Here is a 26,472-nt window from a genome sequence, read left to right as displayed (position 1 = left end):
GGTCAAATTAGCCCAAAATCAGCATTAGAGGTTTATGATGAGTGGCAAAATACTGCTTTCTTCGATAGTTATGGTTTGTGCATTGGGCGTTGCCGCCGCAATTGCCCAAGAAACCCATAGCACCGACAATCTGCCACCAAACCCAGAAGTTGTCACCACACCACAACAAAACCAAACCAACACTGAAAATGCCGCTCCGGATGCACAAATTCCTGATGAATTTGCCCCCGACCTACCGCCAGACGACACCCCGCCCGTGCCACAGGTCAAAAAACAAACCTTGAAGGATGCTGGCTACGATGGTTCGTATGATGGCGAAGTTTATTGGCAAAACAGCCCCGAAGATCAGCAAATTATTGCCGCCACACCACACCGCAAACGTGAGATAGAGCCGGCAAAAAAAACAAAACTCATGGAACTATCACGTATTATGGGGGCATTACATGCTTTGCGGGTTTCCTGTATGGGTGCAGGTGATCAAACCTATCGATCCAAAATGGCGACTATGCTTGACCTCGAGGCACCAAGTGCCGAATATATTCGCGACCCGTTAATCGTTGCCTTTAATTCTGGCTTTGAATCATTAGGCCAAGGGCAGAACCCATGCCCATCCGACAAAGACACGCGTGAAGCATCATATGCCAAACAAGGTCGCGCAATTGCACTACAAATGGCGCAAATTTACCGCACCGCTGCCGATACGCATACCCAACCGAAATTTTAAACAACAAAAAAGCCCGAAACTTTGTTCGGGCTTTTTGGTTTTGAAATAATTTGGGAATTATTCGCCAATTATTCGTATGTACGACCTGTTGTACGCTCTGCGATACGTGCAGATTTACCACGACGTTCACGAAGATAGTAAAGTTTCGCACGACGAACTTTACCTTTACGAACCAATTGAATTGATTCAACATTTGGTGAGTAAAGTGGGAATACACGTTCCACGCCTTCGCCGAATGAAATTTTACGAACAGTGAAGTTTGCAGAAAGACCGCCACCAGAACGGGCGATACAAACACCTTCATAAGCCTGAACACGTTCGCGTTCACCCTCTTTGATTTTTACGTTTACGCGTAAAGTATCACCAGGAGAAAATTCAGGGATGTTTTTGCCTTCTGAAACGCGGGCAATCTCTTCTTTGTTAAGAGTGTCGATAATATTTGTCATTTTTAGTCCTTTGCACGGGTAAAATTAAAAACGAGTTTTAATTTTTTCGCATTTTTGTTGTTGTCAAAGTTCGCCTAATAACTAGGCGGTGCGGGCAATAGCGAAAAAAAATCACTTTGTCACTAAAAATAAGCACAATTATCATTTGCAAATTGATTTATATTTCATATTTAAAGGGCATGAAACACGCGTCATTCAAAAACCCATTGCTATTTTTCTTCATAGCGGGCGTTGCATTTGCCCTTGGAGGCTATTTAATTTTTAAGGCATTGGTATGACCTTAATCACCGCATATCGCGAAAAAGCCGCCGCTGGCCTTATTGAATTTGACCCAGCACAAGCTGAAGCAGCGGAATATTTATCTGTTCTTGAAAATCGTTTAAAAAATTTCAAGCCAAATCGCGTTAAATTCCTTTTTGGTAAGCCTGAGCCAATGCCAAAAGGCATTTATATTTACGGCAAGGTCGGGCGCGGAAAATCTATGTTGATGGATTTGTTTTATGAAAACACAAATTATGCATCAAAAAAACGCATCCATTTTCATGAATTCATGGCAAAGGTTCATGACGACATTAACACTTGGCGTAAATTGGATGAAAAACAAAGACGCGCCGCGCCCCATTATGTAAAAGGTGCAGGTGACGACCCCATTCCACCAATTGCACAAAAGATTTTTAACGAAGCCAGCCTGATTTGCTTTGACGAGTTTCAAATTACCGATATTGCCGATGCAATGGTTTTGGGCCGCCTCTTTAATGCATTATGGGATAGGCAAGTGGTTGTAGTTGCAACCTCCAACCGCCACCCATCAGAATTATATAAAAACGGCCTAAATCGGCAATTGGTTGTGCCATTTCTTGAACGCCTTGCCAAAGAGTTGGAAATTCATTCACTTGATTCCGAGCGTGACTATCGCCTAAAACGGCTTGAGGCAGAGCCGGTTTATTATTCCCCGCTTGATAATGGTGCCAAAAGCTTCATGGACCGCGCATGGGAACGCCTTACATTTGGGGCAAAACCGCAATCAACCATTATTATTAATGATGGGCGCGAAATTCCGATTCCACAGGTTGCCGCCGGCTGTGCGCGCTTTGAATTTATGGATATTTGCGGAAATTTTGGTACATCCACCAGCCCTCTTGGTGTGCGCGACTATCTGCAAATTGCACGCATTTATCATACGGTAATGATTGAAAACATACCAAAACTTGGGCGCGATCAGGCCAATGAGGCCACCCGCTTCCGCAATTTGATTGACGCATTATACGAAAATAAATGCAAAACCATCATCACAGCAGAAGTCGAGGCCGACAAATTATATACTGATGGCACCCAAAGCTTTGAATTTGAGCGCACAGCATCACGCCTTTATGAAATGCGTTCCCATGAATATCTGGAATTAGAGCATATTGGCTAAAGCCATTAACCCATATGGGAAATAATTGCTTTTTCCCCTTGACATTTGCGGGCAAAGATTGTCTATGCGCCAATTCTTATGGGATTTATCCCATTAATGGGCAGGCGAATTCGGCCATTTTAAAGTGTTGCATGGGTAACACCCGAACCGCCAAATAGGATTATCTATGTCTAAACGTCATAATGCTAAGTACAAAATCGACCGCCGTATGGGTGAAAACATTTGGGGTCGTGCGAAATCTCCTGTAAACAAACGTTCTTATAAACCTGGTCAACACGGTCCAACCGGCCGCAGCGGCAAACTTTCTGACTTTGGTTTACAGCTTCGCGCAAAACAGAAACTTAAAGGCTATTACGGCTCTATTTCTGAAAAACATTTCGCTGGTCTTTATGAAGAAGCTGACCGTATTAAAGGCAACACTGCGGAAAACCTTATCGGTCTTCTTGAGCAACGCCTTGACGCGGTTGTTTACCGTGCAAAATTCGTTCCGACTGTTTTCGCTGCTCGTCAGTTTGTAAACCACGGTCACGTTTTGGTTAACGGCAAAAAAGTAAATATTCCTTCTTACCGTTTAAAAGTTGGTGATGTTGTTGAAGTTCGTGAACGTTCACGCACAATGGCATTGGTTCTTGAAGCTCTTGAATCTGCTGAACGTGATGTTCCTGATTATATCGAGCTTGACGCACCGCACATGAAAGCAACTTTCCTTCGCGTTCCTGAACTTGCTGACGTTCCTTATGGCGCGCAAATGGAACCAAACTTGGTTGTGGAATACTACGCATCTTAATAAATTTTGGATTTCCAAAGTTTCAAAGCCCCGTCTTTTGGCGGGGCTTTTTATTTGGCGTAAAATGTCCTGTAAAAGTCCGACATTGGTATTTCGCATTATTTATCAGCATTTATAAATTTGAACACTTTTTAAAAGGAGTTCAAAAATGTCCGCAAGTACCGCACTAATTGTTATTGATGCCCAAGAATCATTCAAGCATCGCCCATATTTTTCTAAAACCCATTTTGCAGATTACATAAAAAACCAACAAATGCTGATTGATGGTGCTACTTTAAAAAACATCCCAATAATTCAAATTTTCCATGTTGAAGAAGAAGGCGTATTTTCAATTGCTTCGGGGCATGTGAAAACGCTCGAAGAATTACAAATCAAACCAGATTTAATAATTCACAAAATGCGCCATAGTGCCTTTATAGGAACCCCGCTTACAATTTGGCTTACCCAAAAAGGGATAAAAAAACTAATCATTTCTGGTATTCGCTCAGAACAATGCTGTGAAACCACAACGCGTCACGGTTCTGATTTGGGCTATGATATTGATTATGTAACCGAAGCAACATTAACATTCGCAATGGAAGCAAAGAATGGCAAAATCTTTTCCCCAGAAGAAATTAAAGAAAAAACCGAACTTGTGCTTTCGCAAAGATTTGCCAAAATTGTAAATGTTGAACAGGCATTAGAAAATATATGAAAATAATTGATGTTTTCATCTTAATCCCACCCCGCGCCCTGCTGCTTGATATTGCAGGGCCAGCGGAGGTTTTCCGTATTGCCAATAATGAACAGAATGAGGTTTTATTTAACCTGCATTATGCAGGCCCTAAAAATATGGTCGCTTCCTCTGTTGGACTCGTTATTGGAAATATTGAGCCATTACCTGAAAAATTGGCACAAAGTTCAACAATTATAATCTCAGGCAATACCAACAAGCCATTTAATAAAAATGCGCAAAATACCAAGGATGATGCAGCGCATGAAACCTCTATTATAGAATGGCTTAAAACCAATATAAAAAAAGACACACAGCTTGTTTCAATTTGTTCGGGCGCATTATTGGCGGCAAAAGCAGGGTTGTTGGATAATGTAGAATGTACAACCCATTATGCCGAAATCGAACAATTAAGACAAATTGCACCCACGGCAAAAGTTTATGATAACCGACTTTTTGTTGAGGATGATAAAATACTAACCAGCGCTGGCGTAACCGCAGGAATTGATTTATCACTTTATATGGTTGCAAAAGAAACTTCCCACGATGTTGCAATAAAAGTTGCTCGTAACATGGTTGTTTATATGCGTCGTGGTGGTGGCGACCCGCAAATATCGCCTTGGCTTGACGGGCGCAACCACATCCACCCCGCGATACATCGCGCACAGGATATGATTATTAAAAATCCAGCTAATAATTGGGATATTGATACGGTTGCTAAAATTGCAATGACCAGCAGCCGAAATTTATCACGCATTTTCAAAGAACATACTGGCATGAGCGTAAATGAGTATATAAATAATATCCGTGTTGCCCTTGCCAGAGAATTTATTGCATCATCGCAAATAGACATGGAAAGTGTTGCCCAAAAATGCGGATTTTCTTCTACCCGTCATTTTCGGCGTGTTTGGAATAGTTTTTATAATTTTCCGCCAGTCAAATTCAGGCAAAACCAAGCCATAATTTCATAAGCCTAAACTTTCTATTTGCATAATCAATTTGATATTGGTAATTCTTATCGCCAATGCCAGTTTTAAACCAAACACCATCCAACATCCCTGAATTTTCTGTGTCCGAACTATCGGGCGCAATTAAGAAGACTTTGGAAAATGGTTTTTCACAAGTTCGGGTTCGTGCCGAATGTGGGCGGGTTACAATTGCCAAATCTGGGCATATTTATTTTGATTTAAAAGACGACAAAGCGGTCATTAATGCAATTATTTGGGCGGGCACGGCGCGTAACCTTAAAACCAAACCTGAAGAAGGTTTGGAGGTTATCGCAACCGGACGCATCACCACTTTTGAAGGGCAATCACGCTATCAAATAATTATCGACACCATTGAACCCGCAGGCATGGGTGCTATCTTGGCCCAACTTGAGGAACGCCGCAAAAAACTTGCCGCCGAGGGTCTTTTTGATGAGACCCGCAAAAAAGCCATCCCCTATTTACCAAAAACCATTGGGGTCATTACTTCGCCAACCGGTGCAGTAATTCGCGATATTTTACACCGTATTACCGAACGTTTCCCATCACATATCCTGCTTTGGGGGGTATTGGTGCAGGGCGACAAAGCAGCCGCCCAAATAGTTCATGCCGTTGAGGGGTTTAATGCGCTATCACCAAATGGTGAAACCCCACGGCCAGATTTACTAATTGTGGCACGGGGTGGCGGATCTATTGAAGATTTATGGTGTTTTAACGAAGAAAGCGTAGTGCGTGCCGTTGCTGCATCTGAAATACCGATTATTTCTGCGGTCGGGCATGAGACCGATACGACATTAATCGACTATGCCGCAGATTTGCGCGCCCCAACCCCTACTGGCGCTGCGGAAAAGGCGGTTCCGGTTCGTGCCGAACTTGATGCATATTTAAGTAGTGTTGAAGGGCGTTTAAAATCAGCACTTTTGCGCAGATTAAATAATGCAAAATTGGAATTAAACGCCATCCAAAGCAATTTCCCGAAGGGGCAGGATTTGTTTGCCTATCAGGCGCAACAGCTTGATAATATCGAACTGCGGCTTTTGCCGGCACTGCAAAGCCAAATATCAAAAGCAAATAATTTATTTGCCAAAACCGGAACTAAATTTGGCACGCATTTATTAGGGCAAGATTTACGGCTTAAAAAACAAAATCTCTCTGCCCTTGAAAACCGCTTAGCCCAAGGGGTTAAAAGTACACTTCGCCATGAAATTATAAAAATCGAACGGCAAAAAGACGCCGCCACCCAAGTTTTTGGTCGTTTATCATTGGCATTCAAGCAAAATACAAATAGTCTAACAGTAAAACTTGACAGTCTTGGCAACCGTTTAAATATCCTTGACTATAAAAATGTATTAAAACGCGGCTTTGCCCTAGTGCAAGATAAAAACAACCAAATTATCAAAAGCGCAGAAGCCGCAAAAAAAGCCCATGAACTAAATATTATATTTGCCGATAGTGGCATAATTGCACAAATCAAGCCGCAAAAACCTGAACAAGGTAATTTATTCTAAAAAAGTGCTGGAAAATAATTAAGCATTATGATTTAGAAATAATAAATTAACTATAAGGTTACATTTTGTTTTGATTCGACTTTATAATGATAAAATGGTTGTAGCTTGAATAAACCCGCATTTTTTTGTTTTTTCAATAAAGCTTTGGGCGCATCATTATTATTGATGACCACACCATTTTTATCGTCTTGCGATTGGGCCAAGGCAGACAATTTGCGGGGTTTTGTTAATAGCGAAGATGCGCCACAGGCTGAAGCCCCACTCGAATTATGGGGTAAAATCGAGCAAGCAGGCACAATTATTGGTAAAACTACGCCATATTCAAATATTGATGCCGCAGGCATAAAGGCTACTGCCGATAGTGATGGATATTTTGTTTTTGGCTTTGACCGCGATGCGCCTAAAACCGCAACCATAACCATAACAACACCTGATGGTCATACAAAGTCGCGCACCTTTAACGTCGCCAAAAAAAAATACAAAGTTGTTGCCATTTATGGCTTGCCCCCTGCGACAGTGAACCCACCGCAAAACCTGCTTGATAAAATTGATAAAGATCAAGCCGTCAAGCAAGAGGGTTTAAGTTCGCGCGATGATGGCATTCGTGGCTATTTGCAGCAATTTGAAGTTCCAGTTAAAAACTATGTGATTTCATCGCCATGGGGCGCACAAAGAAGCCTTAATGGAAACCCGCTGCAACCTCATTATGGTGTTGACCTTGCCGCGCCTGCGGGAACGCCAATTTATGCCCCTGCGGATGGAAAAATAGTAATCGCCCAATCAGGAATGCTAATAGAAGGCGGCATGGTTGCAATTGATCATGGTCAGGGGCTTATTTCCATGTATTTGCACCAAAAGAAAATCATGGTTCAAGTTGGGCAAATGGTTAAAAAGGGCGAGAAGATTGGCGAAATTGGCAAAGAAGGTCGGGCAACAGGGCCACACCTTTGCTGGCGTATGCGTTGGCGCGGGCGGCAACTTGACCCCATGGAAATGGTCGGCAAACAACAGGAAATTCAAGCAGATTAATTCAAAATAGATTTTACAGGGGGAAGTGAAAATGAAACAAGAATTAGTAAAAAGTATTTTCACTTTTGGTAAAGTCGCACTTATATCAAGCGTTGCATTGGGCGGCGTTTTTTACATGTCGCATCAATCGGTTGCGATGGCGTCAACCCAAAATATTGCTAATAAAGACGTGCAAATCCCGCTAAGCATGAAGGGAAACTTTATGCAATCGGGTGTTATTATCGGAAAAACCGCACCATTTGCAAACATTAGCTTTGGTGAGCCTGGCAAAGAACCTGTGATTTTTAATGCTGATAAAGATGGTAATTTTGTTTTGGGTCTTGATAGGGATGCCGCAAATACTGCCGAACTTAAAATCACACTTAATGGAAAGACAATTTCAAAAACCCTTAATATATGGACCCGCACCTATAAAGTGACCGAAGTTAATGGTCTTCCACCGGCCAAAGTAAACCCGCCGGATTCGGCAATGGCAAAGATAGCCGCCGATAAAGAAATTAAAACCCGTGCATGGGCCTCTCTTGATCCTTATGAACATGGTTTTCTCGAAACTTTCCGTTGGCCAATTGATAAAATTCGTATCACATCACCATGGGGTGCGGTACGCAAACTAAATGGCACTCTGCAAACCCCGCATTATGGGGTTGATGTTGGCGCACCAACCGGAACCCCAATTTATGCACCCGCATCAGGCATTGTGGTTATTGCCGAACCCGATTTATTCTACGAGGGCGGGCTTGTTGGCATAGATCATGGTCAGGGTCTAATTTCATATTCAATGCATATGAGCAAAGTTAGCGTGACCGCAGGGCAACGCCTAAAACAAGGTGATAAGGTTGGTGAAGTTGGCTCGACTGGTCGTTCAAATGGCCCACACCTTCATTGGTCATTGAAATGGCACGGACGTCAGCTCGACCCCACTCTTATGGTGCATCCATTGCAGGAATATCAAGGAAAATAAATTATCAGATACGTAAAAGACCCCACAAAATTGCGGGGTCTTTTTGTAATATTTAAATCTTCAAGCAATAATGACTATATTCCAAGCCAGTTTTTCTTTTTGCTGTCTTCGATATCTTCACCCAAATGGCTGAATGCCTCCACACCATCGACTGCAGGCGGCGTAACTTCGGCATCGGGTGCGGTTATAATTGCCGGCGGAACATCTTCGGCAACCGATTTTAGGGCCTTTGATGGCTGCAACCGCTCAAGACGCGGGTGAATAAGCTGCCCCTTGTCGCCATATGATTCAACCATTCTTGCCCAATCTTCATCCTCATAGGCAAAGGCATTGCCATCGGGGTCAAGATCTGACCAATCTGGTTCGCGTGGTGCGGCGGCGGCTTTGTGCATGAATTCATCGAATTTCACACCATCTTTAAGCAATTGTGCCACTTGTGCCTTTAATGCCCAAAGGCGTGAAGTTGCCCGATCTTGCAATAATCTATCAAGAATTGCCCCCGCAGTTGCTGCATCACCGGCGGCAATCGCATCCTCAACCTGAAGGATTTTGCTTTCGCGGTGTTCTGGCTTCAGGCGAACCAATGCCTCCGCCCAGCGTGCGACGGCTTCTTTGGATTCGTCTGATTTAAGGTCGCGGTAAGCAATCGCTAAAGCAGGGTGTGGTTCGCGTTCCCACGCCTGTTCAATTGTTGATGCCGCCGCCCAAGTTTTACCAGACATATTTTGCAATCTGGCTGCCATTACCGCCGCCGGGGCAAAGGATGAAGATAATTTTACCGCACGGGTTGAATATTCAAGAGCCTTAGATAATTCGCCGGCTTTTTCTGCACGGTGCGCCGCCGCAGTCAAAACCACAGCACGACGTCTTGCCAATGTCTGCTTGCCAATAAGTCCACGTTTTTCGGCATTATCAAGCGTGGTCAACGCCCCTTCCCAATCACCATTATTAACGCGTTCTTTGAAAATCATTTCAATTGGCCAAGTTGCCTTCTTAGAAACTTGTAGTGCCGCATCGGCATGGGAAATCGCCGCCGCAAAGTTTGAATTTTTTTGCGCAATTTCAGCAAGACCTTTACGTGCCGCAACCTCATAACCCGCAACTTGGGTTAATTCGCCGAATAGTTTTTCTGCCGCCGCGTAATCTTCTGCGGCAAAGCTAAAACGTGCATTCATAAGCTGCAAAGTTGGGCTTTTCGGAAATAGGCTATATGCCTTTTGCGCAACACGACGGCTTTCAAGATAATCACCGCTTTCAAATGCCGCAAAAGCACTGCCCATATATTCAATTGATTTCTTACGATTGTTTTCAAGATTTGCGCGGCTAATTTTTGCAGGCAAGGCAATAAGCCAACCCAAAAAGCCAATCACAACCATTAAAATTATTACCGCCAATAAAAGACTGGCAACCGCGATTAATGGGCTTGTGGTAATGGTTCGCGCGCCGTCACTATAAGTAATTGTTCCGGTTTGCAGTGCCAAATACCCAAATCCAGCAACGAGTGCCAGAACCAAAAGAATAATCAGAATAAGTCTTATTAATTTCATTTGCCTGCTGCCCCCTGATTAGCATTTTGACCATTTACCATTGCATTATTATTTGCTGGCGGCGGTGCAATAGTGCCAATTGGCGCTTGTGCATTTGCGTTTTGTTGCTGCAATTGCGGTTGTTGAATTTGCGCATACATATTGCGCTCAATTGCGGCACGAAGGGTAGAAATTTTAACCTCGAGGTCTTGGCGCCGTTTTGCTTCTTCAATCCATTTACCAACACTTTGCGGGGCATTTGGAAGGGTTTGCAATTCAGCAATGGCACCTTGAAGATCATCTAAATCCAGTTTGGTTTTGGCACGTGCCAATATTTCAGATGGATTGTTTTGATTGTTTTGTTTAACCTCAACCTTGAAGGCATTGGCAAAAAGATTATGGAAAAATCCGGTTAGACCTTTTTCTTGTTTTTGCGCCTGTTGTTGGGCTTTGTTAACTTCTGCACTTAGATCCATAAATTCTTCACGCAAAAGACCACGTGTCGGCGCACCAGTTTTTGCCAATGGTTCTAGTGCTGAAACTTCTGGCAAATATGGCAATGCAGAACGAACCGCCTCAAATTCCGGCATGAATGAACCATTTCTACCCGCTGCCTCCGCCAATGACATAATTGCAAAGGTGGTTGCCGGTGATGGGGTTTGTGCGACCTGCTGCTGCAAGTTAGCAACCGTTACCTTAAGGGTCGCAATTTCGGTTTGCAATGACGCAATAATTGCACCGCCAGTTCCGGTTGGATCAAGTGCGGCAAGGCGGGTTTCAATCGCCGTTAGGCGACCCGATAGACCCGCAATGTCGGCCCGAAGTGGTTCTAATGTAATTGCCTGTTGTGCTGCTTGAACCTGTGCTTGTGGCACTTGGGTATTTTGTAGCGGAATTTTTGGCGCATTCGCATCAGCAGTTTGTGCAGGTTGTGCGGCATTTGGTGCCGCAGCAGGCTGTGCAGGAGCTGCAGCAGGGGCAGTTACATTAACCATTGGCTGGGAAACCGCCGCAACCGATTTTTGCAAATCGGCAATATCTTTTTGTAATTTATCAAGCTCGGCTAAGTTTTGGCTTTTTGGTAAGAATGGCGTAATTTTTAGGGTTTGGGCAATATCTGGACGCGCCTGAATAAATAATGCCAAATATGCACCACCAAGTGCAGCACAGCATGACAAGAAGGTCGCCGTCATAAAGCCAACACCACCACGCTTTTGAATAATGGTTTTGGTTTCAGGCGTATTAGATGCCGCAGCAGAAGGTTTATAATCCGGTATTTCTTTTTTAATTTCTTCAACTTTTTTTGGCTCTACATTTGCTTCTGTTGATGCAATGTTTTCGTCATTATTATCTATGTTTGACATTTTCAAATTCCCTGCCGGATTTTACAAATATTTTCTTGCCTATATTAACGGCTTATATCTATGTTGATTTTAAGTCTATTACAAATAAAAAGACAAGTCTCTATTGTGTCGCGTTGGTTGCATTTGCTGTTTCATTCTCATCTTTTGGTAAATCATAATAAACACAAGGCGACGTTATTCCCCGCCCATTAAATCCCCAACGCCTATAAGAGCGCGAATCCACATGAAACCGCAGACCAGAATAAAAACCAAGCCCAATATGATATTCTTCACCATGCTTTTCATGGGCGCGGCAGATTTTATAAAACAACTCTTTGCGCGGCATATCGTGAACTGGAACTAAATCAAGCGCATAATATTCAGTATGTGCCGAACGCGGCGCACCACTGGCACAGGCATTTAACGTTGGATTGCGATACCCCGACATTGCCTCCAAGGCGCCAAGTTCGGGTTTTACATAATCACGAATATAAACAAGGGTGGTAACAATATTGTCCCAAAACTTCATTGGTGGAACCTCAAATGCGCTTTCACGGCACATTCCGGCATCCGATGCCGTACGCAATAATTGATAGGTTGGGATAACATTTAGAACCTGCCTATCCTTGAGAAACTTCTCGAATCTTTTAAAATTTTCACGATTTTCAGTGCTTTGGCCACGCCAAATTTCAAATGAATATTGGCTAAAAATCTTGTCAGCATGGGATGACATTTCCTGTTTTACAGGGATATTGGCATTTGCAAACGCGGTTGCAAATAACAAAGTCGCACCAAAAATAAGCGGTCCAAATCTCATAAATATTCTTATAGCAACCTTGCAAAAATAAAAAAACCGTTTCACTAATTATTTTCAAAAAATAACAATCATTTTAAAAATCATACTCATTTTCAGGGAGCACGAAAATGGAAACACGCGCCGCAGTCGCATGGGAAGCCAAAAAACCATTAACAATCGAAACCGTTAAGCTTGATGGTCCAAAAGATGGTGAGGTTTTGGTTGAAATCATGGCAACCGGAATTTGTCATACCGATGCCTATACACTTTCTGGCCTAGATTCGGAGGGGAAATTCCCCGCGATTTTGGGGCATGAGGGCGCGGGCATTGTGCGCGCGGTCGGCAAAGGCGTTACCAGTGTTAAAGAGGGCGACCACGTTATACCGCTTTACACACCTGAATGCCGTGGTTGCAAAACATGTTTATCGCAAAGATCAAACCTTTGCACCTCTATTCGTGCGACCCAAGGGCAAGGATTAATGCCCGATGGCACAAGTCGTTTTTCAATGGGTGGCAAAGATATTTTCCATTATATGGGCTGTTCAACCTTTTCAAATTTTACGGTTTTGCCAGAAATTGCGGTTGCCAAAGTTCGTGAAGACGCACCATTTGACAAGATTTGTTATATTGGCTGTGGCGTTACCACCGGCATTGGCGCAGTTATTTACACTGCCAAGGTTTGGCCGGGTGCGAATGTCGTTGTCTTTGGTCTTGGCGGCATTGGTTTGAATGTTATCCAAGGGGCGCGCATGGTTGGCGCGGATAAAATTATCGGCGTTGATATCAACCCCGCCAAGCAGGAAATGGCGAAGAAATTCGGCATGACACATTTTATCAACCCCAAAGAAATTGGTAATGACAAGGTGGTGCAGGCAATTGTTGATTTAACCGGTGGTGGTGCAGATTTTAGCTTTGATGCAACCGGAAACACTGATGTTATGCGTCAAGCGCTTGAATGCTGCCACCGTGGTTGGGGCGAAAGCATTGTTATCGGCGTTGCCGAAGCAGGCAAAGAAATCTCTACCCGCCCATTCCAACTTGTAACAGGGCGCGTATGGAAAGGTTCGGCCTTTGGTGGCGCACGCGGGCGCACCGATGTGCCAAAAATCGTGGATTGGTATATGGAAGGCAAAATTAATATTGACGACCTTATCACCCACGTAATGCCATTGGAAAAAATCAATGACGCATTTGATTTGATGCATGAAGGAAAGTCTATAAGATCAGTTGTCACTTTCTAAGGAAATTTTGTTATGGATAAGGTTGAAAAAGCACTTGAAACCCAAATTTCAAATATTTCAAAAAAGCTCGAAAAATCGAAAGAGCAAATGGTTGAATTGGTCAATGCAAGTGGCAAATCTAAGCATGGTGAAATTGTTTCGTGGCTCAAGCAAGAATTTGGCCTTGGGCATGGTGATGCTAACACTTTGGCGCATTTTGCAAAAAATGGCGGGACATTCGCAAAGCCAGAAACGGATAATGGTGATATTTTAAGTGAAATCTATCAAGCAAAGAAAGCGCATTTGCGGCCAGTACACGAAAAATTGGTTGCAGCAATAAATTTGTTTGGCGAATATGAGACTTCACCTAAAAAGGGTTATGTTTCATTGCGTCGTAAAAAGCAATTTGCAACATTGGGTCCCAAGAATAATGAAAAATTTGAGTTGGGCTTAAACTACAAAGGTGTAATTACAGATGAAAGATTCATCGCCCAAAAGCCAGGCGGAATGTGCCAATATTGCGCCCATATTTCTAAGCCAGATGAAATTGATGATAATTTTATAAACGTCATTCGTATGGCATATGAACAAGCGGGATAATGGTTGTTCGTTCGGGTATTTATAATCTTATAGCATACATCGCTTATGATGGGACCAATTATTAGTTTTATGTATTGGCAAATGGGGATAATATGACACTTGAAATAATTTCGCAAAATAAAGCTTTCGGTGGTACGCAATTTATTTATGCCCATGAAAGCATTGAAACCAAAACCAAAATGCGCTTTGCCGCATATGTCCCACCGCATGAAGCGGGCACAAAGTTACCAGTGGTAATTTATCTTTCTGGTCTTACTTGCACCGAAGAGAATGTAACCGTTAAAGCGGGTGCACAGCGCATTGCATCAGAATTGGGCTTAATTTTTATTGCCCCCGATACCAGCCCACGCGGCGAAAATGTGCCTGATGATGCCGATGCGGCATATGATTTTGGTTTGGGTGCGGGGTTTTATGTTGATGCCACACAAGAACCTTGGGCGGAAAATTACCGCATGAAAACCTATATCGAAGAAGAATTATTGGGCGTAATTGGTGAAAACCTTCCCGCCGATATGGGTCGGGTTTCGATTACCGGACATTCAATGGGCGGGCATGGGGCATTGACCATTGCACTGCGTAATCCCGATAAATTCAAATCGGTTTCGGCATTTGCACCGATTGTGTCGCCCATTAATTGCCCATGGGGACAAAAAGCATTGTCGGGCTATTTGGGTGAAAATCAAATTTTTTGGCGTGAATATGATGCCTGCGCATTACTCGAAGATGGTGCGGAATTAATCCCATGCCTTATTGATCAAGGCAGTGCCGATAACTTCCTTGAGAGGCAATTAAAAACCCAGCTTTTCAATGAGGCATTGGAAAATTCGGGGCAAAAGGCAAATGTACGCATCCAAGACGGCTATGACCATTCATATTATTTCATAAGCACATTTATAGAAGAACATTTGCGCTTTCACGCGGATTATTTGGGATAACTACTCTTCCGCCAGATAAGGCTTGAAAGCCTCAACAATATCGGGTTGTGGACGTTGGGGCATACCGTTCATATCAATGGTAACTGCGGTGATGTCATTGGTGCAAATCATGTCTTCGCCGCCTTTGTCATTTTTGCGGGTAATCCATTGTTTGATGTGAACCTTTGCACCATTAAGCGCCACATATTTGGTATGAACCAATAGATTATCATCAATGCGCGCCGCCTTTTTAAAGCGTAGATCCATTGCAATCACCGCAAAGGCAAGTGGCTTTTCACGTTTACCAATATCGGTGTGTGTAATGCCAATTTGGCGCATATGATCGGTGCGACCACGCTCAAAATACGAAACATAATTGCCGTGATAAACAATGCCCGACATATCCGTATCTTTATAATAAATCCGAACTGGAAGGATGTGGGTTTTGCCATCTTCGGCAAAACGTCCGCTATATGCATTGTCAATATCAGTCATAAATCATCGCCTATGTTGAAAGAAACCATCAGATATGGGAGGGTGTGTAAAAACGGGGGATGGTTCTTTGGCTCTTTATAAAACTTATTTGCGGCGGCTTGCAACATTGTTTTTGATGTTAAATGCCGCATCTATTGCAGGTTGCGCAACCGTGCCGCATGGCTTTACGGTGGTTACATCGCCCGCACCAATTGCAACCAATTCAAAGGAACATAAAATATTTCTTGCCGGCTCAATTGAAATGGGCAAGGCAACAGATTGGCAAGCCGATGTTATCAATGCCTTAAAAGACACAAATACCGTTGTTTATAACCCGCGCCGTAGTGATTGGAACAAGGATTGGAAGCCCGAACTTTCCGACCCACATTTTAAACAACAAGTCGAGTGGGAATTATCCGCATTAGAAGATGCCGACACAATTATAATGTATCTTGCACCCAATACCCAAAGCCCAATTAGCCTTTTGGAACTTGGCCTTTATGCCCGCACCGATAAATTAATAATCTATTGCCCCGATGGTTTTTGGCGCAAGGGTAATGTCGATGCAGTTGCGGCCAAATATAATATCAAAACCGTGGGTTCAATGGAGGAATTAATCGCCGCCGCCAAAGCACGCGCGCATTAATTTTCGTCAAATAAATCGCTGCCTTTGATTTTTGGTTGGGGTAAACCAAATAATTCATAGGCCCGCGCCGCCGCCATACGCCCACGTGGGGTGCGCATTATAAACCCTTGTTGAAGCAAATAAGGCTCGATAACATCTTCGACACCGTCTTTTGCCTCTGCTAATGCTGCCGCCAAGGTTTCAACCCCAACCGGACCACCGCCATAGGTTTCGACCAACGCCCTCAAATAACGGCGATCAAGCATATCAAGACCATCGGGGTCAATATCAAGCCGACTTAGACCATGTGCTGCAACGGCGGCATCAAGTGCGGTTCCCGCCGCATCGGCAAAATCACGCACGCGCCGCAAAAGCCGCATGGCAATACGCGGGGTTCCACGTGAACGTTTTGCGATTTCTTCGGCACCGTCTTTGGTTAAATTTGCACCGAGTTTTTGTGCAGCACGTTGCAAAATAACCATTAATTCGGCGACATTATAAAAATCCAGGCGTGAAACAATGCCAAATCTATCACGTAGCGGGCTTGATAAAAGCCCCGAGCGCGTGGTTGCCCCCACAAGGGTAAAGGGCGATAAATCAATACGGATTGACCGCGCCGAAGGCCCTTCGCCGATAACTAAATCAAGGGCGTAATCCTCCATGGCGGGATATAAAATTTCCTCAACATTCGCTGGCAAACGGTGAATTTCATCAATGAACAAAACATCATTTGGTTCAAGATTGGTCAAAAGTGCCGCCAAATCCCCCGCCTTGGCAATCACCGGCCCAGAGGTTGATTTAAAGCCAACCCCCATTTCGCGCGCCACAATTTGCGCCAAGGTAGTTTTACCAAGACCGGGTGGACCAAAAAGCAAAAGGTGATCAAGCGCATCTTTGCGCGATGATGCCGCTTTTACAAAAACTTTCAAATTTTCTTTTAAATCTTTTTGCCCAACAAATTCGTCAAAACCACTTGGGCGCAAAGCGCGGTCATGCCCTTCGCCGGTTGCGCGTTCAGAATTTAAAAGTCTGTTATCATATTCTGTCACGATTTAAGCTCTTTTAGTGCCTGTTTGACGAGTGCGTTAAGTTCAGGGTCTGTTTCGAATTTTTGATAGGCATGCGCCACCGCATTCATGGCATCAGATTGCCCAATTCCCAAATTTTGCAAAGCGGAAATTGCACTATTCCTAAGTGTCATATCGCCCAATGCATCACGCCTTATTTCTTCGGTCTGAACATCCTCGGATGGTGGGGTATAAGCACTTGTTATAACGTCAGACTTTGCGCCATAAAGAGTTGCCGGCATTGGACGCCCTTTTAATTCGGTAACGATACGTTGCGCCAATTTTGGCCCAACACCAGAAGCACGCCCAACCATACCTTTATCACCAATTTCGACCGCTTGAATAATTTGTGATGGTGATAAAATATCTAGTATCGCAAGCGCAACCTTTGCACCCACACCCGAAACTTCTTGCAACCTTACAAACCATGCGCGTTCAACATCGCTAAAAAAACCAAAGAGCTTTAACGCATCTTCGCGGACATAGGTTTCAATAAATAATTGCACCGCATCCCCATTTTTTAGGCGCGCCAATGATGCAGTTCCCAAAAATACAAGATAGCCAACGCCATTAACCTCAATAATTGCGCGATCATCATAAAGACCGGCAACAATGCCCTTTAGCGAACCAATCATTTTGCACCTATTAATCGTAAATTATTACGCATCGAAGAATGACAAATAGCCACCGCCAATGCGTCATAAGAATCCATTTTTTCTTTATTTTCCGAAACCGCATTTGGCAAAAGGCGTTTTACCATGAAAACCACCTGCTCCTTTTCCGCCGTACCCGTACCGACAACCGCCTTTTTAACAAGGCGGGTTGCATATTCGGCAACATCAAGATTACGCATGGCAAGGGCGGCAATTGCCGCACCACGCGCATGGCCAAGCAAAAGCGAAGATTTGTTGGAATTGGCAACAAAGGTTTCCTCAACCGCCGCTTCATCAGGGTTATAGGCATCAATTATTTCATTAATCGCATTGCCGATTGTTCCCAAACGACTGGCTAGTGGTGCCTTTGATGGTGGGGAAATAACGCCATGCGCCACCCAAGAGATTTTATTATTCACACTTTTCACAATGCCCCAGCCGGTGTGGTTAAGACCGGGGTCAATGCCGATAATTGTAATTGCGCGCCCAAAACTCATGGCGCAATCATGGCGCTAAATTATGAACAAATCAAGAACTTTTATCTGAACTTAGGTTTTAATCAGGAAATTATTTGGCAAGTTGAATTGCCATAGACATAAATTTTGCCGTTCAAATCTTCTATGCGACCCTCAATAGTTATTATTGTCCTGCCACGGCTAATCACCTTGCCAATTATACGCAATTCACCGAGTTTAGGGGTTATTGGCCTTATAAACTTTCCCGAAGTATCGAGTGTCACAAGGCTTTCACCTCTTTTTAGTGTTGTATAGGCCGCCATTGCGGTCGCCGTATCAATCATTGATAATGCCCAACCGCCATGTGTCGTGTGCATTGGATTTGCAAAACGATCTTCTGAAGTTGCCCTAAACTCCACAATTCCAAGTTCGAAAGAATGTGGAATAACCGGCAAAGACTCTGCCATTGGTGGCATTGGCAAGGTTTTATTTCCCATTGCCCCAACAAATTCCATACCCGTCATGGACAAGCGCTGCGAATGCTCGGTTAGCCCCACCGGAAATTGATATTGCTCCATATTTTTTCCTTTATAGTCATATGCATGGATATTGTATGCATATGACTATATTGTCAACATTTAAATTACATGTATATATTTCGTCATGAGCAGTGCGGACAAAGAGCATAGAATACAAATTAATAAAGAGCTGAAAGAGGCAATGACTGGCTCTTGCCATTGTCTGGCAATAAGAAAAAAAGCACGGCAAATAACCCGAATTTATGACGATAAATTAAGCGAATATGGCTTAACTGTAACTCAATTTGGTATAATGACCACAATCTTTGTTAAAAAAGAAATATCGGTACAAGAACTTGCAGATTTTCTTGACCTTAATCAGTCTGCATTATCACGTGGCCTTAACCCATTGGTGCGTGATGGTCTATTACTTTCACAAAGCGATGAAGAAGACGCAAGAAAGCGTATCCTTACGCTAACTGAAAACGGTAAGCAGCTAATAAATAATGCCGCAATCGGTTGGAAAGCGGCACAAGAAGAAAGTGAAAAAATAATATAAACCCGCCCATTCATTTTCCAATAAACAGGCGGGGTATTAAATTATGCTTTTACTGATTTAATCCAATCATCAATCACACGTTCAAGAACGTCTAATGGCATTGGCCCCTCAAGCAAGACTTTGTCATGGAAGGCTTTAAGGTCAAATTTATCACCCAATTGCGCTTTGGCTTTTTCACGCAATTCCATAATTTTAATACGACCAACCATATAGCAACATGCCTGACCCGGCCATACGCAATAACGCTCAATCTCGGTGGTTATAGATTCGATTGTATCGCCAGTTGCCTGATGCATATAATCAATCGCCTGTTCTTTTGACCATTTTTTCGCGTGCATACCGGTATCGCAAACAAGGCGTGATGCGCGGAATGCCATTGATTGCAAATAACCAATTCTTCCCGCAGGGTCATTTTTATACATGCCCAATTCATCGGCAAGGGTTTCGGAATAAAGTGCCCAACCTTCACCATATGCACCAAACCACAGCATTTTAGAGCGCAAGAATGGAAGGCCTTTTGCTTCTTGTGCCAATGAGATTTGTAAGTGGTGACCAGGGACACCCTCGTGATAAGTTAGTGTTGGCAATGTCCAACGTGGATATGCCGCAGTATCACGCAGATTGATATAATATGCGCCAGGGCGTGAACCATCTGGTGCGGGTGAGTTATAATAACCACCTGGTGCGCCGGCTTCGGTATATGGTGGAACGCGTTTAACCTCTAAACCAGCTTTTGGGAGGGTTGCGAATGCAAGCGGTAATTTATCATAAATTGCCTTTACCATGCCATTAATGTCGGACAATAATTTTGCACGACCCGGATCATCATTTGGATAAAGATATTGCGGATCTTTGTATAATTTTTGCATACGCTCGGCGATTGTACCGTCAGTATAGCCGATTTCCTTGAATGAAGCATCCATTTGCTTTTGTAGTTCAATCACCAATTTTTTGCCGGTTTCATGAACTTCATCAGGTGATTTGTTGGTTGTCGTCCAATATGCAAGTGCGACTTTGTAATAATCATCACCTTTTGGCAATTTCCAAACACCTGCGTCATGGGTCGCTTTTTTGCGTAAATCAGTAAAGAGCGCAATTAACGCCGCATATTGCGGATAGATTTTTTCTTTTACAATTTCTGTCGCAGTCATACCATATGTCATGCCATCAAGCTTGGCGCCATTGGCTTTTTCAACCAACGAAGTCACAAGAACTGATTTATTTGGTGCAATATCGGTAAAAGATTTTAATTGTACCAATGCGGTATCAATAATGAAATCAGGCGGGATAACGCCCTTGGCAGAATCCGCTTTTACGGTTGCGATATTATCTTTTAATTGGGTGGCAAAGCCATTAAGGCGTGAAATCCAGCCATCTGCATCTTCTTTGTTTTTAATCGCATGTTGAGATGCCATAAAATCAGGGAAACCAACATATGCCCCAGTAAGCTGTGAAACAGTATAAGGATTTGGCGAACCATAACCCGCATCACCATAACCAAACTTTGATGCAGCATAAGCATAATTAGCCGCAGAAAGCGCAATTTCACGGGTTAATTTATCATTTTCAGAAAGCCCTTTGCTCGGGAAAGACTTTAATTCTTTTATCCAGCCAGCAACCATTTGATTGCGTTTTTTACCGGCCGCCATTGATAAATCACTTACTTTGCCAACATATGGCCCACCAACCAATTTGGGATCAAGCGCAAAAGATGTGCAGGTTTCCGGTGAATCGCGCAACATATCATTGGCAATTTTATCGGTAAGTGCATTGATTGTTTTATAACCCGCAGTTGCGGCAAATGCCGATGCCCCAAAAACTGTTGAAAACGCAAGTGTCGAAGCACCCGCCAAAGCATCACGTCTTGTAATTTGCATATTTATCATAATCCCCAATTAAGGTTTTTGGAAAATTTTTCTTATAATTGAGGTTAAGCACAATTATTTTTCCGCGCAAGGTAAAAAAGTGATATTTAACCGCAATATAAAATAAGATTAATGCAATTAATTCTTAATTTGCAACGAAAATTAACCATATGGAAACCGAATATTAACCATGCTTGCCACAAACGCGCCAAATTCAGATTTTAAAGTGCGCAAAATTTTAAATATATGAGGCATTGGCATGGAGGTTCAAGAAGCAATAAATCAATTCTCTTTTGTAGAATTGTTCTTAAAGGCGGATATTATCGTTAAAATCGTGATGATTGGTCTTGGCTTGACTTCGGTTTTGTCATGGGCAGTTACCATCGACAAATTTTTCCAACTTAAAAAACTTGAGAAAGGTGCCAGATTTGTCGAACAGGCACTGGGTGATGCCCGTTCGGATGCAATTATCGAAGATGCCGCCCGCTCTGGTGATGCAACTGCGCGCATTATGGCAATTGGATTGCAAGAAGCACGCATTGCCAAAAAAGGTGGCAACCTTAGCGATGGCCTAATTTCACTTACTATTGAACGCATGCAAAGAATCATGCAGGCACAAACCGGACGCGAATTAGCGCGTGCCGATAAAGGTCTTGGAATACTTGCCACCATTGGTTCGGCGGCAACATTTGTTGGTCTTTTTGGAACGGTATGGGGCATTATGAACTCTTTCCGTTCAATCGCCGCGTCACACGACACCAACCTTGCAGTAGTTGCGCCCGGCATTGCCGAGGCATTGTTTGCAACTGCAATGGGTTTGTTTGCCGCAATTCCTGCGGTTGTTTTTTACAACTGGCTAACTGGCGGAATTGACCGCTATGCAGGGCGCGTTGAAACCCTTTGCGATGAAATTATTGCCCGCGCATCACGTCGCCTTACCGATGGGGGACAATAATGGCAATTGCAGCAGGAAGACGAAAGGCGCGGCGCGGTAGGCGTCTTATGGGCGAAATAAACGTTACGCCATTTGTGGACGTAACCCTTGTGCTTTTGATTATTTTCATGGTTGCCGCACCACTCTTAACCGTTGGTGTGCCAGTTGATTTACCGAAAACCGATGCAAAATCATTACCTAATGAGCAAGAGCCAGTAAGCATAACCATTTTAAACAATGGGCAGATTTATTTGCAACAAGATCCTGTTTCTCAACAAGAGGTTTTGGCACGCCTTAACGCTATTACTAAAAACGATTTTGAACGCCGAATTTTTATTCGCGGGGATTCCACCTCGCAATATGGGATTGTGATGCAGGTAATGGCAAATATAAATGCCGCCGGATACCGTAATCTTGGTCTTGTTACCGATCCAACCACCAAAACAGACGGCACTAAATAGGATTTAAAAGCGGAAGTATTATGAAAGGCAGATTCTCAGCTGCAATAATTTCTTCTTTTGGGCTACATGCCCTATTTTTGCTTGCGTTAATTTTCATGTGGCAAGCAAGGCCATTTAAAATCGAGCCGCCAGCAATTACTGTTGATATCGTCACCGATGCCAATAGCGATGCAGTGATTTCATCACTTGAATCAAAAGCCGATTCAAAAATTGATAGCGGCAATCCAGATGGCAACAACATACCATTGCCACCACCGCCCGTACCAGAAACCACACCACAGCAAGCACCACAAGCGGCACCAATGGAAGCCGCACCACAACAAACACAACCAATGGCGCAACCCGTTGCAAAACCCACACCCGCACCATCAACGGCACCGGCAAAACAAATAACCAAACAAGCGCCACCAACGCCCGCCCCTACTCCTGCACCAATGCAAAGGGCAACCCAAGCCCAAGCCAAACTTGCGGCTAAAGCACCATCACAAGCCAAGCCCAGCAGCACACCCTTTGGTGCAGAATTTGATCTTTCTGCCGCCATGAAAAGTGCAAGCGGGGTTGATGCCAAAGGGCGCAAAGCACCGAATTTAGGAACATCTGCCAGCAGCGTTTCATCATCAGGTGGCAAACTTGCAAATGATTTACAAGCCCAAATAAAATCACAAATGAAGCGCTGCTGGGCCGAGCCAGCAGGCGGCGCAGCATCTGTTACCGTTGTAGTTGGAATTAAATTTAATCAGAATGGCGCCGTTGTATCAACAAAATTGATTTCACCAAATGGCGTTGGCGCAAATAGCGCGCAGAAAATTGCAATTGATAACGCCATGAAGGCCATTCGTGACTGTTCACCGTTTAATTTGCCCGCAAACCGTTTTAATGAATGGGGTAATCTAAGCACGATGCAATTTAATACCAAACAATTAAAATAAGTAGGAATTAATTTTATTGCCTAAAAAATGTCATTCTTACGAATTAAGGAATTTAAAAGGGAAGAGCTGATGCTTAAAAATGATAAAATTCTGAAACCAGCTTTTGCGATGCTTTTGGGCGCGCTTTGTTTTGGCGTTTCGTCAAATGCCTATGCTCAGGCCGATGCCCCACAAACCGATAAAAAAGATCTTGTTATTGATATTAACGAAGGCTTTAAGCAACCAAAACCAATTGCAATCACCAATTTTTCAGGGCCAATGGGCGAAAACATTGCCCGCGTTGTTCGTGAAGACCTTGACCGTTCTGGCCTTTTTACTGTCCAAGATCCCGCAACATTTATTGCCAAAAACAATGATGTAAACTTAACGCCAAAATTTTCTGATTGGCGCTATATCGCGTCACAAGGTCTTGTGGTCGGTAAATCACAAGCAATTGGCAATAAAATCCGTGTTGAATTCCGCCTATGGGATATTTATGGCGAAAGCCAAGTTTTAGGTTTGGAGTTTTCATCGGCACAAGAAAACTGGCGCCGAATTGCGCATAAAATCTCTGATGCAATTTATGGACGCCTTACCGGAACTGGCGGCATGTTTGACAGTCGTGTAATTTTCGTTGCGGAATCTGGCCCCAAAACCAAACGTGTAAAACGCCTTGCTTTAATGGATCAGGATGGTGCCAACCCAAGCTATCTTACCGATGGCAGTGAACAGATTTTGAACCCGCGCTTTTCAAGAGATGGCAAACAAGTGGTTTATACCGCACTTTCAGACAAGGGTTTGCGCATTTGGGTTCTTGATATCGAAACCGGTCGCAAAGAAATGGTTTCTGGTGTTTCCAACCTTGTATTCGCACCGCGCTTTTCACCAGATGGGCAAAGCGTGATTTATTCAATCGATAAAGGCGGCAATACCGATATTTATGTGAAAAACCTTCGCACCGGTAGCTTGAAACAACTTACACAAAATCCGTCAATTGATACATCACCATCATTTTCAGAAGGTATGGACAAGGTTGTCTTTACATCCGACCGTTCTGGTAGCCCGCAAATTTACATAATGAATGCCGATGGTGGTAACGAAAAGCGCATTTCATTTGGGCGCGGGCAATATTCAACACCTGTGTTTTCACCAAGTGGAAGCACAATTGCTTTTACGAAATATGTTGACGGCAGATTTTATATTGGCATCATGGATGCAAATGGCGGCAACGAACGTCTTTTAACCTCTGCGTATCTGGTTGAAGGGCCAAGTTTCAGCCCGAACGGACGCGCAATTGTATTTCAACGTGAAGAAGGCCCAGGGCAAAACCCAAGCCTTTGGACAATAGATATTTCCGGTGCAAATCTTCGGAAATTATCATTTTCGGCATCGGGTTCAGATCCGGCATGGTCACCCTTGAATTAGATTATATTTATCAAAAGGAATTTTGTGATGAAAATATTGGAAACCAAAAAGCTAACCATAATCAGCCTTGCCCTTTTGACGGCCTTGGGCGCTTGTGCGACCAAACCAAAAACTAATGATAGTGCAGTTGTTGCTGCGCCAACTACATCAACGGCAGATTCTGTGACTTCTGCACCCATTACCGCACCAAGCGATAGTGATATGAATGGTGGCTATTCGGCATCTGCGGAATTGGTTGCCAAGGTTAATAACGAAATCGTAATCGCCGGTGAGCGCGTGTATTTCGACACTGATTCATATACGCTTTCTACTGATGCACGTGCTATTTTGTCAAAACAAGCCAAGGTTTTACAAAAATATCCAAAAGTAAAAGTTTTGGTTGATGGTAACGCCGATGAACGTGGAACCCGTGAATATAACCTTGCGCTTGGTGCGCGCCGCGCCGGTGCGGTTAAGGATTATTTGGTTTCATTGGGTATTAATTCAAACCAAATCGATACCGTTTCATATGGTAAAGAACGCCCAATTGATGAACGCTCCAACGCTGATGGTTGGGCAAAGAACCGTAATGCCCACACTGCGGCACAACAAAACTAAATCATTATATTAATACGAGACAGATATTATCAGGGCTTGATATGGCAAAACTAATTGGAAAATCACTGATAATGGCGGGTGTGTGCCTTGGGGCGCTTTCTGCGCCTTTAATGGCACATGCACAAGGCATGAAAGAAACCGAGGCATCACGTGCCTTGGTTCGCCTTGACGAATTAGAGACACAGATTCGCGATTTGACCAATCGTGTCGAAATTCTTGAGGCACAAAATCAGGCCCTAAAAGGTGAATTAGAACAGCGTAAAGCAACGCCAGATACTGCTCCAACCGTTGCAAACAACGTTGCACAAGAAGTATCTCAACCGCCAATGGATGCCCCCGCAGCGGCACAGACAAATGAGGCAACTCCGGCGATACAAACCAATAATCAGGCGGCAAGTGTTATTAAGCAACCCGCACCAAATAGCGTTGCACCCACCACCCCTGCGCCCGCCACATCTGCCCCTATAATATCTCCAGCGGCGTCTGCGGCGCCAAAGCCAGCAGTTTTTGATGCAAACAAAGTCTTGCAAACCGCAAAAACCAAAATACAAGCTGGTGAATATCAAAACGCAGAAGCTATCCTAACCGATTTCACCGATAATCATGCCGATGATTCCAATGCACCGGAGGCATTCTGGCTTTTGGGTGAAACCCGCTATGTCCAGCAGGCATGGGCCCCGGCGGCGCAGGCATATGTTGCCTATTTAAACAAAGCGCCAACTGGACCCAAAGTTCCTGATGTTCTGGTGCGCATTGCTGGTGCATTCCGCGAATTAGGTGACAATGGCCAACGTTGTAAAGCCTTGAATGAGTATAAACGCCGCGCGCCAAATCCATCGGCAATCTTAAAAGCACGCGCCGATGCCGAAATGGCAAAGGCACCTTGTCCATAATATTATCAAATTATTGAAATTTCTGTTTTTGGATAATTCGTAATTGTTAAATGGCTGCCTTTGGTCTAA

Annotated in this window: 29 protein-coding genes; 19 read left to right on the top strand and 10 right to left on the bottom strand. The window is 43.7% G+C overall.

Going from position 1 to position 26,472, the window contains the following annotated elements; all coding sequences use genetic code 11:
• Positions 1 to 37 precede the first annotated feature (37 nt).
• Positions 38 to 724, top strand: a complete 687-nt coding sequence (locus KXV15_RS01950) for a TIGR02301 family protein (RefSeq protein WP_240006472.1) — start codon at positions 38 to 40, stop codon at positions 722 to 724.
• A 68-nt stretch (positions 725 to 792) separates the two neighbouring features.
• Here KXV15_RS01950 and rplS read toward each other — a convergent pair whose 3' ends face one another.
• Positions 793 to 1,170 (bottom strand): 50S ribosomal protein L19, encoded by a 378-nt coding sequence (rplS, locus tag KXV15_RS01945; protein ID WP_240006471.1) that lies wholly within the window; start codon positions 1,168 to 1,170, stop codon positions 793 to 795.
• Between the two features lie 274 nt (positions 1,171 to 1,444).
• On the opposite strand from rplS, the gene zapE reads away from it, so the two are divergent.
• The 7 genes from zapE to KXV15_RS01910 all read left to right on the top strand — a co-directional run bounded on the left by zapE (position 1,445) and on the right by KXV15_RS01910 (position 8,570).
• A complete protein-coding gene (zapE, locus tag KXV15_RS01940) occupies positions 1,445 to 2,587 on the top strand; it encodes a cell division protein ZapE (protein ID WP_240006470.1) in 1,143 nt (380 codons plus the stop codon).
• Between the two features lie 166 nt (positions 2,588 to 2,753).
• Entirely contained in the window at positions 2,754 to 3,374 is a 621-nt protein-coding gene (rpsD, locus tag KXV15_RS01935) for a 30S ribosomal protein S4 (RefSeq protein WP_240006469.1), read from the top strand.
• Between the two features lie 148 nt (positions 3,375 to 3,522).
• Positions 3,523 to 4,068 (top strand): cysteine hydrolase family protein, encoded by a 546-nt coding sequence (locus tag KXV15_RS01930; protein ID WP_240006468.1) that lies wholly within the window; start codon positions 3,523 to 3,525, stop codon positions 4,066 to 4,068.
• Complete coding sequence (locus KXV15_RS01925; protein ID WP_240006467.1) at positions 4,065 to 5,057, top strand: GlxA family transcriptional regulator; 993 nt, start codon at positions 4,065 to 4,067, stop codon at positions 5,055 to 5,057. Before KXV15_RS01930 ends, KXV15_RS01925 begins: the two co-directional genes overlap by 4 nt.
• Positions 5,058 to 5,110: 53 nt before the next feature.
• Positions 5,111 to 6,580, top strand: a complete 1,470-nt coding sequence (xseA, locus tag KXV15_RS01920) for an exodeoxyribonuclease VII large subunit (RefSeq protein WP_240006466.1) — start codon at positions 5,111 to 5,113, stop codon at positions 6,578 to 6,580.
• A gap of 165 nt (positions 6,581 to 6,745) precedes the next feature.
• Positions 6,746 to 7,609, top strand: coding sequence for a M23 family metallopeptidase (locus tag KXV15_RS01915; RefSeq protein ID WP_240006465.1), 864 nt, complete (start codon positions 6,746 to 6,748; stop codon positions 7,607 to 7,609).
• A 31-nt stretch (positions 7,610 to 7,640) separates the two neighbouring features.
• A complete protein-coding gene (locus tag KXV15_RS01910) occupies positions 7,641 to 8,570 on the top strand; it encodes a M23 family metallopeptidase (protein ID WP_240006464.1) in 930 nt (309 codons plus the stop codon).
• 74 nt (positions 8,571 to 8,644) lie between these two features.
• Here KXV15_RS01910 and KXV15_RS01905 read toward each other — a convergent pair whose 3' ends face one another.
• The 3 genes from KXV15_RS01905 to KXV15_RS01895 all read right to left on the bottom strand — a co-directional run bounded on the left by KXV15_RS01905 (position 8,645) and on the right by KXV15_RS01895 (position 12,256).
• The gene (locus KXV15_RS01905; RefSeq protein ID WP_240006463.1) at positions 8,645 to 10,117 is read right to left on the bottom strand and encodes a heme biosynthesis HemY N-terminal domain-containing protein; all 1,473 of its coding nucleotides are present in this window, start codon (positions 10,115 to 10,117) and stop codon (positions 8,645 to 8,647) included.
• On the bottom strand, positions 10,114 to 11,460 hold the full coding sequence (locus tag KXV15_RS01900) for a COG4223 family protein (protein WP_240006462.1): 1,347 nt from the start codon (positions 11,458 to 11,460) through the stop codon (positions 10,114 to 10,116). Before KXV15_RS01900 ends, KXV15_RS01905 begins: the two co-directional genes overlap by 4 nt.
• Before the next feature lie 100 nt (positions 11,461 to 11,560).
• The gene (locus tag KXV15_RS01895) at positions 11,561 to 12,256 is read right to left on the bottom strand and encodes a M15 family metallopeptidase domain-containing protein (protein ID WP_240006461.1); all 696 of its coding nucleotides are present in this window, start codon (positions 12,254 to 12,256) and stop codon (positions 11,561 to 11,563) included.
• 107 nt (positions 12,257 to 12,363) lie between these two features.
• On the opposite strand from KXV15_RS01895, the gene KXV15_RS01890 reads away from it, so the two are divergent.
• The 3 genes from KXV15_RS01890 (at position 12,364) to fghA (ending at position 14,990) form a co-directional block, all read left to right on the top strand.
• Positions 12,364 to 13,476, top strand: a complete 1,113-nt coding sequence (locus KXV15_RS01890; protein WP_240006460.1) for an S-(hydroxymethyl)glutathione dehydrogenase/class III alcohol dehydrogenase — start codon at positions 12,364 to 12,366, stop codon at positions 13,474 to 13,476.
• A 12-nt stretch (positions 13,477 to 13,488) separates the two neighbouring features.
• A complete protein-coding gene (locus KXV15_RS01885; RefSeq protein ID WP_240006459.1) occupies positions 13,489 to 14,055 on the top strand; it encodes a DUF5655 domain-containing protein in 567 nt (188 codons plus the stop codon).
• 92 nt (positions 14,056 to 14,147) lie between these two features.
• On the top strand, positions 14,148 to 14,990 hold the full coding sequence (fghA, locus tag KXV15_RS01880; protein WP_240006458.1) for an S-formylglutathione hydrolase: 843 nt from the start codon (positions 14,148 to 14,150) through the stop codon (positions 14,988 to 14,990).
• Here the strand turns inward: fghA and KXV15_RS01875 are convergent, their stop codons facing one another.
• Positions 14,991 to 15,464 (bottom strand): YbgC/FadM family acyl-CoA thioesterase, encoded by a 474-nt coding sequence (locus KXV15_RS01875; protein WP_240006457.1) that lies wholly within the window; start codon positions 15,462 to 15,464, stop codon positions 14,991 to 14,993. It lies immediately after the preceding gene.
• A 67-nt stretch (positions 15,465 to 15,531) separates the two neighbouring features.
• Here KXV15_RS01875 and KXV15_RS01870 point away from each other — a divergent pair, with 67 nt between their 5' ends.
• Positions 15,532 to 16,089 carry a nucleoside 2-deoxyribosyltransferase domain-containing protein gene (locus KXV15_RS01870; RefSeq protein ID WP_240006456.1) on the top strand — a complete coding sequence of 186 codons (558 nt, stop codon included), beginning with the start codon at positions 15,532 to 15,534 and terminating at the stop codon, positions 16,087 to 16,089.
• Here KXV15_RS01870 and ruvB read toward each other — a convergent pair.
• From ruvB to KXV15_RS01850, 4 genes are all read right to left on the bottom strand, one after another.
• Positions 16,086 to 17,117 (bottom strand): Holliday junction branch migration DNA helicase RuvB, encoded by a 1,032-nt coding sequence (gene ruvB / locus KXV15_RS01865; protein ID WP_240006455.1) that lies wholly within the window; start codon positions 17,115 to 17,117, stop codon positions 16,086 to 16,088. The two genes, KXV15_RS01870 and ruvB, sit on opposite strands and share 4 nt — an antisense overlap.
• A complete protein-coding gene (ruvA, locus tag KXV15_RS01860) occupies positions 17,114 to 17,770 on the bottom strand; it encodes a Holliday junction branch migration protein RuvA (RefSeq protein ID WP_240006454.1) in 657 nt (218 codons plus the stop codon). The genes ruvB and ruvA overlap by 4 nt, the downstream gene beginning before the upstream one ends.
• The gene (gene ruvC, locus KXV15_RS01855) at positions 17,767 to 18,285 is read right to left on the bottom strand and encodes a crossover junction endodeoxyribonuclease RuvC (protein WP_240006453.1); all 519 of its coding nucleotides are present in this window, start codon (positions 18,283 to 18,285) and stop codon (positions 17,767 to 17,769) included. Before ruvC ends, ruvA begins: the two co-directional genes overlap by 4 nt.
• Before the next feature lie 62 nt (positions 18,286 to 18,347).
• Positions 18,348 to 18,821 (bottom strand): PaaI family thioesterase, encoded by a 474-nt coding sequence (locus tag KXV15_RS01850; protein WP_240006452.1) that lies wholly within the window; start codon positions 18,819 to 18,821, stop codon positions 18,348 to 18,350.
• Between the two features lie 85 nt (positions 18,822 to 18,906).
• On the opposite strand from KXV15_RS01850, the gene KXV15_RS01845 reads away from it, so the two are divergent.
• Positions 18,907 to 19,320 carry a MarR family winged helix-turn-helix transcriptional regulator gene (locus tag KXV15_RS01845; RefSeq protein ID WP_240006451.1) on the top strand — a complete coding sequence of 138 codons (414 nt, stop codon included), beginning with the start codon at positions 18,907 to 18,909 and terminating at the stop codon, positions 19,318 to 19,320.
• Positions 19,321 to 19,361: 41 nt separating this feature from the next.
• Here KXV15_RS01845 and KXV15_RS01840 read toward each other — a convergent pair whose 3' ends face one another.
• Positions 19,362 to 21,197, bottom strand: a complete 1,836-nt coding sequence (locus KXV15_RS01840; protein ID WP_240006450.1) for a DUF885 domain-containing protein — start codon at positions 21,195 to 21,197, stop codon at positions 19,362 to 19,364.
• Positions 21,198 to 21,444: 247 nt separating this feature from the next.
• On the opposite strand from KXV15_RS01840, the gene KXV15_RS01835 reads away from it, so the two are divergent.
• The 6 genes from KXV15_RS01835 (at position 21,445) to KXV15_RS01810 (ending at position 26,403) form a co-directional block, all read left to right on the top strand.
• Positions 21,445 to 22,140, top strand: a complete 696-nt coding sequence (locus KXV15_RS01835) for a MotA/TolQ/ExbB proton channel family protein (RefSeq protein WP_240006449.1) — start codon at positions 21,445 to 21,447, stop codon at positions 22,138 to 22,140.
• Positions 22,140 to 22,580 (top strand): ExbD/TolR family protein, encoded by a 441-nt coding sequence (locus KXV15_RS01830; protein WP_240006448.1) that lies wholly within the window; start codon positions 22,140 to 22,142, stop codon positions 22,578 to 22,580. The genes KXV15_RS01835 and KXV15_RS01830 overlap by 1 nt, the downstream gene beginning before the upstream one ends.
• 20 nt (positions 22,581 to 22,600) lie before the next feature.
• Positions 22,601 to 23,509 carry an energy transducer TonB gene (locus KXV15_RS01825; RefSeq protein WP_240006447.1) on the top strand — a complete coding sequence of 303 codons (909 nt, stop codon included), beginning with the start codon at positions 22,601 to 22,603 and terminating at the stop codon, positions 23,507 to 23,509.
• 108 nt (positions 23,510 to 23,617) lie between these two features.
• A complete protein-coding gene (gene tolB, locus KXV15_RS01820) occupies positions 23,618 to 24,913 on the top strand; it encodes a Tol-Pal system beta propeller repeat protein TolB (RefSeq protein WP_420830569.1) in 1,296 nt (431 codons plus the stop codon).
• A 27-nt stretch (positions 24,914 to 24,940) separates the two neighbouring features.
• On the top strand, positions 24,941 to 25,510 hold the full coding sequence (gene pal, locus KXV15_RS01815; protein WP_240006445.1) for a peptidoglycan-associated lipoprotein Pal: 570 nt from the start codon (positions 24,941 to 24,943) through the stop codon (positions 25,508 to 25,510).
• A gap of 41 nt (positions 25,511 to 25,551) precedes the next feature.
• Entirely contained in the window at positions 25,552 to 26,403 is an 852-nt protein-coding gene (locus tag KXV15_RS01810) for a tol-pal system YbgF family protein (protein ID WP_240006444.1), read from the top strand.
• Positions 26,404 to 26,472 lie beyond the last annotated feature (69 nt).

It is taken from the genome of Pseudaquidulcibacter saccharophilus (assembly GCF_019455445.1).
GTDB lineage: Bacteria > Pseudomonadota > Alphaproteobacteria > Caulobacterales > Aquidulcibacteraceae > Pseudaquidulcibacter > Pseudaquidulcibacter saccharophilus.
Note: the sequence above shows the minus strand (reverse complement) of the source record. Positions and strands in the feature narration are given on the sequence as shown.

Excerpts from the sequence above, each read along its gene's own strand:
- KXV15_RS01900 (WP_240006462.1), bottom strand. The coding sequence starts at position 11,460 with ATGTCAAACATAGATAATAATGACGAAAACATTGCATCAACAGAAGCA.
- KXV15_RS01830 (WP_240006448.1), top strand. The coding sequence starts at position 22,140 with ATGGCAATTGCAGCAGGAAGACGAAAGGCGCGGCGCGGTAGGCGTCTT.
- KXV15_RS01910 (WP_240006464.1), top strand. The coding sequence starts at position 7,641 with ATGAAACAAGAATTAGTAAAAAGTATTTTCACTTTTGGTAAAGTCGCA.
- KXV15_RS01825 (WP_240006447.1), top strand. The coding sequence starts at position 22,601 with ATGAAAGGCAGATTCTCAGCTGCAATAATTTCTTCTTTTGGGCTACAT.
- KXV15_RS01850 (WP_240006452.1), bottom strand. The coding sequence starts at position 18,821 with ATGGAGCAATATCAATTTCCGGTGGGGCTAACCGAGCATTCGCAGCGC.
- rpsD (WP_240006469.1), top strand. The coding sequence starts at position 2,754 with ATGTCTAAACGTCATAATGCTAAGTACAAAATCGACCGCCGTATGGGT.
- KXV15_RS01885 (WP_240006459.1), top strand. The coding sequence starts at position 13,489 with ATGGATAAGGTTGAAAAAGCACTTGAAACCCAAATTTCAAATATTTCA.
- pal (WP_240006445.1), top strand. The coding sequence starts at position 24,941 with ATGAAAATATTGGAAACCAAAAAGCTAACCATAATCAGCCTTGCCCTT.
- ruvA (WP_240006454.1), bottom strand. The coding sequence starts at position 17,770 with ATGATTGGTTCGCTAAAGGGCATTGTTGCCGGTCTTTATGATGATCGC.
- KXV15_RS01930 (WP_240006468.1), top strand. The coding sequence starts at position 3,523 with ATGTCCGCAAGTACCGCACTAATTGTTATTGATGCCCAAGAATCATTC.
- tolB (WP_420830569.1), top strand. The coding sequence starts at position 23,618 with ATGCTTTTGGGCGCGCTTTGTTTTGGCGTTTCGTCAAATGCCTATGCT.
- KXV15_RS01915 (WP_240006465.1), top strand. The coding sequence starts at position 6,746 with ATGACCACACCATTTTTATCGTCTTGCGATTGGGCCAAGGCAGACAAT.
- rplS (WP_240006471.1), bottom strand. The coding sequence starts at position 1,170 with ATGACAAATATTATCGACACTCTTAACAAAGAAGAGATTGCCCGCGTT.
- KXV15_RS01950 (WP_240006472.1), top strand. The coding sequence starts at position 38 with ATGAGTGGCAAAATACTGCTTTCTTCGATAGTTATGGTTTGTGCATTG.
- KXV15_RS01845 (WP_240006451.1), top strand. The coding sequence starts at position 18,907 with ATGAGCAGTGCGGACAAAGAGCATAGAATACAAATTAATAAAGAGCTG.
- zapE (WP_240006470.1), top strand. The coding sequence starts at position 1,445 with ATGACCTTAATCACCGCATATCGCGAAAAAGCCGCCGCTGGCCTTATT.
- fghA (WP_240006458.1), top strand. The coding sequence starts at position 14,148 with ATGACACTTGAAATAATTTCGCAAAATAAAGCTTTCGGTGGTACGCAA.
- xseA (WP_240006466.1), top strand. The coding sequence starts at position 5,111 with ATGCCAGTTTTAAACCAAACACCATCCAACATCCCTGAATTTTCTGTG.
- ruvC (WP_240006453.1), bottom strand. The coding sequence starts at position 18,285 with ATGAGTTTTGGGCGCGCAATTACAATTATCGGCATTGACCCCGGTCTT.
- KXV15_RS01890 (WP_240006460.1), top strand. The coding sequence starts at position 12,364 with ATGGAAACACGCGCCGCAGTCGCATGGGAAGCCAAAAAACCATTAACA.
- KXV15_RS01810 (WP_240006444.1), top strand. The coding sequence starts at position 25,552 with ATGGCAAAACTAATTGGAAAATCACTGATAATGGCGGGTGTGTGCCTT.
- KXV15_RS01840 (WP_240006450.1), bottom strand. The coding sequence starts at position 21,197 with ATGCAAATTACAAGACGTGATGCTTTGGCGGGTGCTTCGACACTTGCG.
- KXV15_RS01905 (WP_240006463.1), bottom strand. The coding sequence starts at position 10,117 with ATGAAATTAATAAGACTTATTCTGATTATTCTTTTGGTTCTGGCACTC.
- KXV15_RS01895 (WP_240006461.1), bottom strand. The coding sequence starts at position 12,256 with ATGAGATTTGGACCGCTTATTTTTGGTGCGACTTTGTTATTTGCAACC.
- KXV15_RS01835 (WP_240006449.1), top strand. The coding sequence starts at position 21,445 with ATGGAGGTTCAAGAAGCAATAAATCAATTCTCTTTTGTAGAATTGTTC.
- KXV15_RS01875 (WP_240006457.1), bottom strand. The coding sequence starts at position 15,464 with ATGACTGATATTGACAATGCATATAGCGGACGTTTTGCCGAAGATGGC.
- KXV15_RS01925 (WP_240006467.1), top strand. The coding sequence starts at position 4,065 with ATGAAAATAATTGATGTTTTCATCTTAATCCCACCCCGCGCCCTGCTG.